Annotated in this window: 10 protein-coding genes; 9 read left to right on the forward strand and 1 reads right to left on the reverse strand. The window is 42.0% G+C overall.

Annotation, left to right across the window (positions count from 1 at the left end; all coding sequences use genetic code 11):
- Positions 1–25: 25 nt before the first annotated feature.
- Positions 26–877 (forward strand): DegV family protein, encoded by an 852-nt coding sequence (locus DW019_RS02315; RefSeq protein WP_118442397.1) that lies wholly within the window; start codon positions 26–28, stop codon positions 875–877.
- Here the strand turns inward: DW019_RS02315 and DW019_RS02320 are convergent.
- Entirely contained in the window at positions 858–1,949 is a 1,092-nt protein-coding gene (locus DW019_RS02320; protein WP_182431022.1) for a ribonuclease H-like domain-containing protein, read from the reverse strand. The genes DW019_RS02315 and DW019_RS02320 overlap by 20 nt on opposite strands.
- Positions 1,950–2,082: 133 nt before the next feature.
- On the opposite strand from DW019_RS02320, the gene cls reads away from it, so the two are divergent.
- The 8 genes from cls (at position 2,083) to DW019_RS02360 (ending at position 11,300) form a co-directional block, all read left to right on the forward strand.
- Positions 2,083–3,666 carry a cardiolipin synthase gene (gene cls / locus DW019_RS02325; protein WP_181975038.1) on the forward strand — a complete coding sequence of 528 codons (1,584 nt, stop codon included), beginning with the start codon at positions 2,083–2,085 and terminating at the stop codon, positions 3,664–3,666.
- A gap of 24 nt (positions 3,667–3,690) precedes the next feature.
- Entirely contained in the window at positions 3,691–4,293 is a 603-nt protein-coding gene (gene ruvA / locus DW019_RS02330) for a Holliday junction branch migration protein RuvA (protein WP_022376714.1), read from the forward strand.
- A gap of 17 nt (positions 4,294–4,310) precedes the next feature.
- Positions 4,311–5,309 (forward strand): Holliday junction branch migration DNA helicase RuvB, encoded by a 999-nt coding sequence (gene ruvB / locus DW019_RS02335; RefSeq protein ID WP_118442399.1) that lies wholly within the window; start codon positions 4,311–4,313, stop codon positions 5,307–5,309.
- A gap of 49 nt (positions 5,310–5,358) precedes the next feature.
- Complete coding sequence (locus DW019_RS02340; RefSeq protein ID WP_022376716.1) at positions 5,359–5,763, forward strand: cell division protein ZapA; 405 nt, start codon at positions 5,359–5,361, stop codon at positions 5,761–5,763.
- A 58-nt stretch (positions 5,764–5,821) separates the two neighbouring features.
- Positions 5,822–8,029, forward strand: a complete 2,208-nt coding sequence (locus DW019_RS02345) for a U32 family peptidase (RefSeq protein WP_118442400.1) — start codon at positions 5,822–5,824, stop codon at positions 8,027–8,029.
- On the forward strand, positions 8,014–9,372 hold the full coding sequence (locus DW019_RS02350) for an FtsW/RodA/SpoVE family cell cycle protein (RefSeq protein WP_118442401.1): 1,359 nt from the start codon (positions 8,014–8,016) through the stop codon (positions 9,370–9,372). Before DW019_RS02345 ends, DW019_RS02350 begins: the two co-directional genes overlap by 16 nt.
- On the forward strand, positions 9,326–10,780 hold the full coding sequence (locus DW019_RS02355; RefSeq protein ID WP_118442402.1) for a penicillin-binding transpeptidase domain-containing protein: 1,455 nt from the start codon (positions 9,326–9,328) through the stop codon (positions 10,778–10,780). Before DW019_RS02350 ends, DW019_RS02355 begins: the two co-directional genes overlap by 47 nt.
- A 67-nt stretch (positions 10,781–10,847) precedes the next feature.
- Entirely contained in the window at positions 10,848–11,300 is a 453-nt protein-coding gene (locus DW019_RS02360) for an NUDIX domain-containing protein (RefSeq protein ID WP_118442403.1), read from the forward strand.
- Positions 11,301–11,315 lie beyond the last annotated feature (15 nt).

The raw sequence follows: 11,315 nt of genomic DNA on the forward strand, positions 1-11,315 counted from the left end.
CTCAAAAAGCAAAGGAGACGATTTTTTGAGTTACCAGATTTTAATGGACAGCTGCGGCGATTTATCGGAAGGAATGAGAAATAATGAGCATCTGCGGATGATTCCTCTGCAAATCCGAGTGGGGCAGAAAGAGTGGCCGGACGATGGACATATCAATAAACAGGAGTTGTTTGATGAAATTTTAGAGACGGATGTGCTGCCAAAATCGGCGTGTCCGGCACCGGATGCTTATTTGCAGAGGTTCGATAAAAATGCAGACCGTATTTATGTGATAACGGTTTCTTCAGCTCTTTCCGGTTCTTATAACAGCGCGAGCCTGGCGAGAAAACTTTGGCGGGAGGAGAACAAAGGAAAAAAGGGGCAGAAAATTTATATCATTGACAGCAAAAGTGCATCCGCGGGGCAGACATTACTGGCAGGAGCATTGATGCGCTGGGAAAATAAAGGGTATTCCGAAGATGAAATTCGTAAGCGGATAAAAAAACTCCGCAGGGATATGATGACGAAATTTGTGTTAAATGATTTGACGATGTTAGAGCGAAGCGGAAGATTAAATGGCCTTCAGGCAAAACTTGCGGACGCTTTTCATATCTGTCCGATATTGGCATCAACCGATGAAGGAACCATTTGCCAGACCGGTCAGGCGAGAGGTATGAAACGTGCGTTGTCTGCGATGGTGCGTGCAATTGGAAATGAAAATAAAGAAAAAAAGATTTCGCATATTGTAATTTCACACTGTGGGCAGGAGGCAGGAGCATATGAAGTAAAGAAAAAATTAAATAAGATACTCCCGGATTGTCAGATTCACATTGTTGAGACGGGAGGGATTGCAAGTGTTTATGCAGGAATTGGCGGTATTATTCTGGCATATGCATAAATTCATTGATGAGGTGGCAGACGGAATCAGTTGCTAGTTCCGTATTTTCTTCCCATGGTATAAAAACTTTCTTGTCTTTTCGGGTGAGCGAAAAAACAGGAGAATCCCAGTCGGTGCCAGCCGGCAGCGGAAGAAATCTGCCGTCTTTTTTGATGTAGCAGTTAGCGGCAGTTGCTTTCTGACGGTAGGCAGGTTCGACAAAACAGCCAACGCTTTTATGTACCGCCATATCTTCCTTTGGCAGATAATAATAATTTTTATAGTCGGCAAAAAAGTGGTACAGCGTACCTTCCCAAAGCGGCACCTCGATAGAAAGGGATTTCCCTTCAAAAGAAAAGGAGATATCACCTTTTTGAAAGGAAAGATTTGCCGGGACTTTTTTCTCTAAGGTGTCGGTAAATAGAACGCTGTGTTCCGTTGTCTGTACACTCGGGCATATCGGTTTATACGTTGTGTAGGCAAGGAGAAGTGCACATACAATGGTACCAATCAAATCATCTTCATTATGAAAGAGCAGTCTGTTCTTTTTTTCTAAGGATTCCGGATTATGAAAAAAATTCTCATGCATAAATTCCGTGTAAAGTGTGATACATTCTTTTCCGCTTAAAAGTTCATGTCTGGTAAAACCGGCAAGACGCTCCATTGTAATCAATTTTTGATTGGGAACCGGGAAATATTTTTTGATGTGTTTGACTGCCCGGTAAAGGTCAAGTGTCTGCTTCCCGGCAAACGGGGACGGCATATGATTTGTGCGGTATTTCTTTTCCAGATAAGGGATGTCAAAGGTCGCACCATTATAATGCGCAATCCATTCGTACTTTTCTGAAAACTCAGAAAATGCCTGCAAAAGACGTACTTCACTCACATAATCATCGGCAAACCACTGGTTTAGAACCCACTCATTATTTTCAAAGGTAATTGTGCCAATCAGATAAAGAGACGAAACAGCAGCAGAAAGCCCGGTAGTTTCAATATCAAAAAAGCAGATGTTTTCTGCCGGAGCCGGTAAGATAGACGCTGCATTGTTTAGTTGTTCTTCATAGGAAGTAAGTACCTTTGCTGTGTGTTCCATGGTTAATCCCTTCTCGTAAAAAATCTGCATTTATCATAGCAGAAAATCAGAGGATGTGCAATGTTTGCGAATTACCACCGTATGTGGTATACTGTATTTATTTGAAATTTGATGGAAAAGGATGGAGAATGATATGGAGGCACAGAGAGAAAAACGTCCATTAAAACATCTTCAGGGATTAAAAGGACGAGTTCAAAATAGTTTGAGCGGCTTTTTGAGAGCTTGCATTGTGGCGGTTTTGGTTGCGTTTCAGTTCGCAATTCTGATTGTACTGCCATTTTTACTGCGCCAGTATGCTTCATTATTTTATTTGGTAATGGAGTTGTTTGGTGTGTTTACCATTCTGGCACTTACGAATGACAGCCGCAGCATGTCCTATAAATATGGATGGCTGTGCATTACAATTTTACTTCCGGTATCCGGAAATATTATGTTTGCTCTTTGGGGAAAAGTAGGCAAAAAAAACAAATTAAATCGTCGTATAAAATCGACGATTCAAAGTGTAGACAGACACTTAGAATGGCATCCCGAAGTGTCTGATGAATTTCGGAAAAAACATCCGGTTTCATCCCGTATGTCGCGTTATATGGAAGCTAATGGTGCACCGATTTCAAAAAATAATGAGGCAAGATATTATGATATGGGAGAAAATGCGTTTGAAGATTTGTTTGCTGATTTGGAGCGGGCAAAAAAATATGTTTTTATTGAATTTTTTATTGTGGCTGAAGGCGCAATTTGGGATAAGATGCATGATATTTTGAAACGTAAAATTGAAGAAGGAGTTGAAGTTAAATTTCTATATGACGATTTCGGGGCACTGCTTCGCACAAGTACGGATTTTGCACAGAAACTGCGGGCAGAAGGCTTTGAAGTAGAAGTATTTAATCCGATTCATAAGTATACCAGTAAGTTGTTTATGAACTTCCGTGACCACCAGAAAATTCTTGTCATTGATGGTGAGGTGGCATATACGGGCGGTTTTAATATTGCGGATGAATATGCAAATTTAGTAGACCGTTTTGGCATATGGAAAGATGAAGGAGTACGGTTAAAAGGTGATGTTGTCTGGAGTATGGTAGTTACTTTTCTCGAACTGTGGGCAGTCTGCTCTAAAAATGAGGCGATTGATTATGAGCGGTACCGGGCAGAAAAAACATCGATTCAGTCGGATATGTACTGCCATGTACTGCGTGACGGTCCGGCATTAGATACCCGCTCTTTTGTCGGCAGCATGTATAAACAGATGATACATTATGCCGGTGAAAAAATGTATGTAATGACACCGTATCTGATTTTGGAAGAAGCGATGATTGAGACGCTTTTGGAAGCCGTGCGCCGTGGTGTGGATGTGCGGATTATCACGCCTCATATTCCGGATAAAAAACATATTAAATACATGACAGAATATAACTACGGGATCCTTTTGAAAAATGGAATTCGTATTTACGAATATGAGCCGGGATTCATTCATTCCAAAGTAGTTATGAATGAACATTGTGCGATTGTCGGAACCATCAATATGGATTACCGGAGCTTTTACTTACATTATGAGAATGGTGTCTGGATTTATGATGAAGAATTCAGGCAAGCGGTGGAAAACGATTTTATAAATACATTTGCGCAAAGTATTGAGATTACCTATGAGGACTGGAAAAACAGACCGTTAAAGATGAAAATTATTCAGCCGATTTTACATGTGTTTGACGCACTTGTGTAATGCATCCGGCATAAGGGAGGAACTATGATAGCATTTGTGAAAGGGATTTTGGACTCCGTGAGTGAGGACAAAATTATTGTGGAAAATCAGAATATCGGGTTTGAAATTTTAGTGCCGGGTTCGGTTGTTTCCGAATTGCCACAGGTTGGAAATACAGTTAAGATTTATACCTATACATATGTGCGCGAAGATGCGTTGCAGCTCTATGGTTTTTTGACGAAAGACAGTATGGACATGTTTAAGTTGCTGATTACGGTAAATGGCATTGGGCCGAAGGCGGCACTTGGTATTTTAACTGCCATGGATACCGATGCGCTCCGTCTTGCGATTCTTTCGGATGATGCAAAAACGATTGCGAAAGCACCGGGAATCGGACCAAAAACTGCGAGCAAACTGATTCTTGAGTTAAAGGATAAATGTCATTTGGAAGATGTCTTTGGCGGCGTGGAAGAATCTTTTGCCACAGAAAATGTATCGGCCGGAGCAGATGCGAAGAAAGATGCGATTGAGGCGCTGGTTGCCCTTGGTTATTCCGCATCAGAGGCTGCTGGTGCGGTACGCAAACTTCAAGTTACGGAAGAAATGTCTGTGGAAGATATTTTGAAATTGAGCTTAAAAAATCTGTAAAGGAATGAGAGTAAGTAATGGAAAAGCGAGTGATTTCTACTGACCTGATGGAAGAAGATTACAAAATTGAAAATAGTCTTCGTCCAAAGTTTTTGAAAGACTATATTGGTCAGAGTAAAGCAAAAGAAAATTTAAAGATTTATATTGAGGCGGCGAAACAGAGAAACGAATCGCTTGACCATGTACTGTTATATGGGCCGCCTGGATTGGGAAAAACCACATTAGCGGGGATTATTGCGAATGAGATGGATGTGAACTTAAAGATTACATCGGGACCCGCAATTGAAAAACCGGGTGAAATGGCATCTATTTTAAATAATCTCTCGGATGGTGATTTACTGTTTGTGGATGAGATTCACAGACTTAACAGACAGGTGGAAGAAGTGCTCTATCCGGCGATGGAAGATTACGTCATTGATATTGTGATTGGAAAGGGAGCCTCGTCGAGAAGTATCCGTCTGGATTTGCCGAAGTTTACACTTGTGGGTGCAACGACGCGCGCCGGTATGCTGACGGCACCGCTTCGTGACCGTTTTGGAGTAGTCCATCGTTTGGAGTTTTATACAGTAGACGAATTGACCGAAATCGTTCTTCGTTCGGCGCAGGTTTTCCATGTGTCGATTGATAGGGAGGGAGCTAGAGAAATTGCAAGACGTTCACGCGGAACACCACGTTTGGCTAACCGCCTATTAAAGAGGGTGCGTGATTTTGCCGAAGTAAAATACGACGGAAACATTACACTTTCGGTGGCAAATTTTGCATTGGATTTGCTGGAAGTGGATAAATATGGACTGGATAACACCGATCGGAGCCTTTTACTGGCGCTGATTGAGACATTTCATGGAGGACCGGTTGGACTGGATACGTTAGCCGCATGCATTGGTGAGGACAGTGGGACGATTGAAGATGTCTATGAACCGTTTTTGATTCAGAATGGATTTTTAGCAAGGACGCCCAGAGGACGTATTGTGACAGAAAAAACATATCATCATTTGGGGTTGTCATTTGACGAATAATGTTTTTTTATGTATAATTACTAGGAAATTGAGCAGGTGAGGTGCATAGATGAAAAAGAAAAATGATGTAGAAGTTTTAATTGATGGCAGAAAATATACACTTTGTGGATTTGAAAGCCCGGAATACATTCAGAAAATTGCCTCTTACATTAATCGTAAATTGGCGGAATTTCATAAACAGGAGGGATATGCAAGACTGGATTTGGATTTGCGTAATACCCTGCTTGCGATTAATATTGCCGACGATTATTACAAAGAGAAGAAAAAGGCAAGCGAATACCGCACCGAGACTCAGTTAAAAGACAAAATGGTGTTAGACATGAAGCATGAGATTATTGAGTTACAGGATACCATTAAGAAACTTGAAAAAGAACGCGATGAGTTTCATGATTCAGTTGAAAAATTAGAGAAAAAACAGGTTGAATTAGAAACTAGATTGAAACAAAAAAGATAGAAAAAGGACTGCTGAAAATGCAGTCCTTCTTTACAAGATAGAGGGAGAAAGGAATCGAATGAGTAATGTAGAAATTCTTGCACCGGCAGGCTCACTGGATGGCTTATATGCTTCGTTTCAAATGGGGGCAGATGCGGTCTATGTGGGAACCAGCCGCTTTGGTGCCCGTGCTTTTGCTAAAAATCCGAGTGTCGATGAACTGGAAGAGGCACTTGTGTATGCTCATATGCACGATAAAAAAATATATCTGACGGTCAACACGCTGCTCTCGGACAGGGAGCTGGAAAATGATTTGTTCCCATTGATTGCTCCGTTGTATGAGGCGGGACTTGATGCTTGTATTGTACAGGATTTAGGCGTGTTGTCTTTTTTACATGAAAATTTTCCACAGATGGATTTGCACGCCAGCACGCAGATGACGATTTTATCCGGAGATGAGGCAGAGTTATACAGAAACTATGGTGTTACAAGATTTGTTCCTGCCAGAGAATGTACCATTGAGGAAATTCGTGCGATGAGAGCACAGACCGATTTGGAAATAGAAGTGTTTGTGCATGGTGCGCTCTGCTATTGTTATTCCGGGCAGTGCTTGATGAGTGAGGAGATTGGAGACCGCAGCGGAAACCGGGGAATGTGTGCGCAGCCGTGCAGACTTCCATTTACAAGTGCATATGGAAACGGACATTTATTCAGCACAAAAGATATGTGTACGCTTATGCATATTCCGGAACTTGTGGATGCCGGAATCGATTCTTTTAAAATTGAAGGGCGTATGAAAAAGAAGGAGTACAGTGCGTACTTGTCCTCGTTATACCGCCATTATGTCGATGTTTATGAGAGTGAGGGGAACGAGGCTTTTCAGGCATTGGTTCAAAATAAAGAAAGCAGGCTGTGGAAAGATATCAGGCGGAGTAAAGACATTTATAACCGCGGCGGATTTTCTGCCGGATACCTTTTTGAGACAGATAAGAAAAATATTATGTATCCGAAAAAAAACGGGCATTTTGGTACGTGTGTTGGTACTGTTTTGAAAGCGTCCAAAGGACAGGCGGTATTCCGTGTAAAAGAAGCTCTGCATTATCAGGATATTTTAGAATTTCGCCTGGAAGATGATACAAAAGCATACGAGTATACGGTAAAAAATGAAGCAGCACCCGGTGACGTTGTGACGTGCAATGTAAAAAGGGGCAGTACGATATTTAAGGGACAGAAAGTTTATCGTACAAAAAATGCGGCACTGTTGTCATGGATTGATGAAAAAATCGAAACTATTGATGACAAAATTTCTTTGAAAGGCGAAATGACCGCGAAAATCGGCAAACCGATTGCTCTGAAACTGCAGGGACTTTCGCATGAAGTTACAGTGTTTGGTGAACCATTACAAAGAGCCGTGAATCGTCCTGTGACAAAAGACGAAATTGAAAAGCGCATTCGGAAAATGGGAAATACGAATTATAGACTCACGGACTTTTCCATTACTTTAGAGGAGGATTCCTTTGTGCCAATGGGAGAAATCGCCAAATTAAAACGAGAGGCATTAGCAGCTTTTGAGAGAGAGGCGGTGTCTGGACGAAGTGTGGGAGAGCAAAAACCGCATAAAAAGAAAGAACTTTTTGTCTGGCAAAATGTCTCCATTCTAAAAGTTTCTACGATGGAGCAGTTAAGGACAGCAGTGGAGACGGATGAAAGCGATGTGTGGATTGAACTGCCGGTAGCTTTATTTGCAAAGGAAGAGGATGAGGTAATCAAACTTCTTAAAAATCGTCCGGTAATTCTTTCATTCCCACGGATTATGAAAGCGGGAGTGGAAGAAAAGTGGAGGACATTGATAAACCGGCTGATTGTCGGTGCGGTTGTGATTAACAGCCACCGTGCGCTGCTTGTGGCAAAAAAGAGGTTTCAGGATTGCCCATGGATTGCTGCCGAAACATTTTACCATGAAAATGAGCGCGCAAAAGAAGTGCTTGCAGAACTTGGTATCTGCCCGGCAATTAAGCGTGGCTATGGGCGCAAAGAAGTAATGGTGACGAAGGGATGCTTAAAACGGACGCTTGACAGGTGCGATGGAAAAGAAGAGAGAATTTTAGTATCTGGTGGCAAAGGGGACAAATTCTATGTGGTAAATAATTGCGATTTTTGCTACAATACGATATATACAAAAAACGGCGAGAAAAAGCCGGAATTTGATAAGCCGGCATGGCACCATTTTACATGGGAGACAGCCGATGAAATGAGAAAGGTTTTGAAAACATGGAACTTATTATAGCAGAACTTTCACGATATATAATCGTTATTTTATTTGCTCTGTATACCTTCTACAGTTACCGCGCGTTTATCGGACGGGCGGCAGGAAATAATGAGGGAGTATTCCGGGCACAGCGTGTGCTTATCGTGATGCTTCATTTGGTTTGCAGTGCAGTTATTTTAGTGGAAGAAAAAGAAATTAAATATGTGGTTTTGTGGGCACTTGAGTTATTCTTTTTTCTGTTTTTTACGAAAATCTATCAGGTGTTTTACAAGGGAATGTCAAAACTAATCTGGAATAACATGATGATTTGCATGATGATTGGATTTATTATGCTTGGCAGACTTTCCTATGATTATGCAATCAGACAGCTTGTGATGGCATCGCTTGCTTTGGGAGTGTGTCTTTTAGTGCCGTTGTTTATTGAGCGTTTTACGATTTGGGAAAAAATCGGTTGGCAGTATGCGCTTGCCGGTGTCCTGCTTTTACTTTTGGTGTTTGTTATTGGTGTGGAAAAATACGGCGCAAGAAACTGGGTTTCGATTGGTGGATTTGAATTGCAGCCGTCTGAATTTGTGAAAATTATTTATGTATTTTTTATCGCATCGCTTTTGGCAAAGCGGACGGATTTTAAGAGTGTTGCCGTGATTAGTATTGCGGCGGCAGTACATGTGGGAATCCTTGTATTAGAAAAAGATTTGGGCGCAGCACTGATTTATTTTGTGACATATCTTATGATGCTTTATGCGGCGACGATGAAACTGCGCTATCTGGCGGCAGGTTTTTTTGCAGGGACGGTGGCGTCTGTTGTGGCGTACCGGTTATTTGCGCATGTGCGTGTGCGTGTGGCGGCGTGGCAGGACCCCTGGTCGAACATGAATCAGGGTGGCTATCAGATTTGCCAGAGTTTGTTTGCAATCGGAACTGGAGGATTGTTTGGCATGGGACTTGGACAGGGCATGCCAAAGAGTGTGCCGGTTGTGGAAAGTGATTTTATTTTTTCTGCAATTGCAGAGGAAATGGGTGTCATTTTCTGTATCTTTTTGATTTTGATTTACATCAGTTCTTTTATTATGTTTGTCAATATCGCCTTAAAAATGAAAAAGAATTTTTATAAACTGTGTGCATTCGGATTGAGTGTAGTTTTGATTTTCCAGGTGTTTTTGAGTATCGGTGGAGTAACCAAATTTATTCCGTCAACCGGTGTGACGCTGCCGTTAATCAGTTACGGTGGCAGTTCCATTATAACGACGATTGTGATTTTTAGTATTATTCAGGGAATGTATGTGAGAAACCGAAGAGAGGAGGTCACGACAAATGAAGAACAAGCAGCAATTAATCGAAAATCCGGAAAAAGGCAGTAAACGCCAGAACCGGGAAATGGCGGTTGTGACCTATCTTGTGATGGCAATCTTTTTTATTCTTGCCGGATATATGGTTTATTTTATCATTCACGATTCGGATCAAGTGTTAAATAATTCGGCAAATAAACGTCAGGAACTTTTAGCCAAGCGTGTGACGAAAGGTAAAATTTTATCGGACAAAGGAAAAGTGCTGGCAAAGACAGTTACGGATTCTTCAGGAAACGAAACGAGAAAGTATCCGTATGGCAGCTTGTTTGCGCATGTTGTCGGACGTTCTTCGCATGGGAAAACCGGGTTGGAGGCATCAGAAAGTTATACGATGCTGACCTCCGGACTGAATCCATTTCTTAGTACGATTAATGAACTAAAAGGGAAAAAAAATCCGGGAAACAATGTAGTTACCACATTGAATGTCGGGCTTTCCAAAGCGGCGAGTAATGCACTTGGTTCAAAGCGTGGAGCGGTTGTTGTGATGGACCCGGAAACCGGGAAAATACTGGCGATGGTGAGTAAACCATCATACGACCCCAATCAATTGACGGATGCCAGATGGAACAAATTGACATCGGATTCCGGGGAGCAGTCGGCGCTTTATAACCGGGCAACACAAGGGTTGTACCCGCCGGGGTCAACTTTTAAATTGTATACAGCGTTTGAATTTATGAGAGAACAGGATAATTATTCAAAATTTCATTATACCTGTACCGGAAAAATTGGAACAGGAAGTGAACAGATTAAGTGCTATGGTGGTGAAGTGCACGGAAAAGTGGATTTGGAAAAGGCATTTGCCGAATCTTGTAATGCAGCATTTTGCTCCATCGGAGATGGTTTGAACCGGAATTCGTGGCGCAAGTTATGTGAATCCTTTTATTACAATAAAAGCATTCCGCTTGAAAAAATGGAGCAGAAATCGTCCCGTTTTACGATTGATAACAAGACGGCGCAGGGCGATGTAAGACAGGCGTCAATCGGACAGGGACAGACACTGGTTACGCCGCTGCAAAATATTTTACTTGTCTGTGCATCAGTCAATGGCGGTGAATTGATGCAGCCATATGTGGTTGACCGGATTGAGGATGCAAACGGAAATACGGTTTCTGAAAATACACCGAAATCACTCGGGAAGAAAATGTCAGAAAAAGAGGCAAAACAATTAAAGAAATTAATGAGGGGAACCGTAAAAGGTGGAACGGCGACGTCTTTATACTATGGAACGCCATATAAGGCAGGTGGAAAGACGGGTTCTGCGGAGTTCCAAAACGGTTCGACGGATTCTCATGCGTGGTTTGTCGGCTACGCGGAAAAAAATGGTAAAAAGCTTTGCGTCAGCGTAGTTGTAGAGGCTGCGGGAACCGGAAGTGCCTATGCTGTTCCGATTGCTAAAAAGGTGTTTGACGCTTATTGGTAGAATGGGGTATACTAAGAAAAAAAACACGTGTACAGAGGAACGTGATTTCCACGCAGGAGGGATTGCAATGATAGAAGCAACAAGCTGTGGCGGAGTAGTAATTTTCCGGGGTAAGATATTATTGTTGTATAAAAATGTGAAACACAAATATGAAGGCTGGGTTCTTCCGAAAGGAACAGTTGAGCAGGGAGAAAGTTTTCCGGAGACGGCATTACGTGAAGTAAAGGAGGAGGCAAGTGCGCTGTGCCGGATTGTTGATTATGTTGACCGAAGCCACTACACATTTGAAGTGCCGGAGGGGACGGTATCCAAAGATGTTCATTGGTTTTTAATGCAGTCGGATAGTTTCTATTCAAAACCACAAAGGGAGGAATATTTTCAGGATTCGGGGTATTATAAATACCATGAGGCATATCATCTGCTGAAGTTTGCCAATGAACGCAAAATTTTGGAACATGCGTATGCTAAGTACCAATTACTCCGTAAAAATCAGATGTGGGGCAGACCAAGAAGATTGTGAAAAGGGGTGTTACTT

Origin of the sequence: Clostridium sp. AF37-5 (assembly GCF_003477605.1) — a bacterium.
Classification (GTDB): Bacteria; Bacillota; Clostridia; order Lachnospirales; family Lachnospiraceae; genus Eubacterium_F.

What these genes read in the sequence shown, in the direction of transcription:
- DW019_RS02360 (WP_118442403.1), top strand. Translation starts at nt 10,848, where the DNA reads ATGATAGAAGCAACAAGCTGTGGCGGAGTAGTAATTTTCCGGGGTAAG.
- DW019_RS02355 (WP_118442402.1), top strand. Translation starts at nt 9,326, where the DNA reads ATGAAGAACAAGCAGCAATTAATCGAAAATCCGGAAAAAGGCAGTAAA.
- DW019_RS02350 (WP_118442401.1), top strand. Translation starts at nt 8,014, where the DNA reads ATGGAACTTATTATAGCAGAACTTTCACGATATATAATCGTTATTTTA.
- DW019_RS02320 (WP_182431022.1), bottom strand. Translation starts at nt 1,949, where the DNA reads ATGGAACACACAGCAAAGGTACTTACTTCCTATGAAGAACAACTAAAC.
- ruvA (WP_022376714.1), top strand. Translation starts at nt 3,691, where the DNA reads ATGATAGCATTTGTGAAAGGGATTTTGGACTCCGTGAGTGAGGACAAA.
- DW019_RS02340 (WP_022376716.1), top strand. Translation starts at nt 5,359, where the DNA reads ATGAAAAAGAAAAATGATGTAGAAGTTTTAATTGATGGCAGAAAATAT.
- ruvB (WP_118442399.1), top strand. Translation starts at nt 4,311, where the DNA reads ATGGAAAAGCGAGTGATTTCTACTGACCTGATGGAAGAAGATTACAAA.
- cls (WP_181975038.1), top strand. Translation starts at nt 2,083, where the DNA reads ATGGAGGCACAGAGAGAAAAACGTCCATTAAAACATCTTCAGGGATTA.
- DW019_RS02345 (WP_118442400.1), top strand. Translation starts at nt 5,822, where the DNA reads ATGAGTAATGTAGAAATTCTTGCACCGGCAGGCTCACTGGATGGCTTA.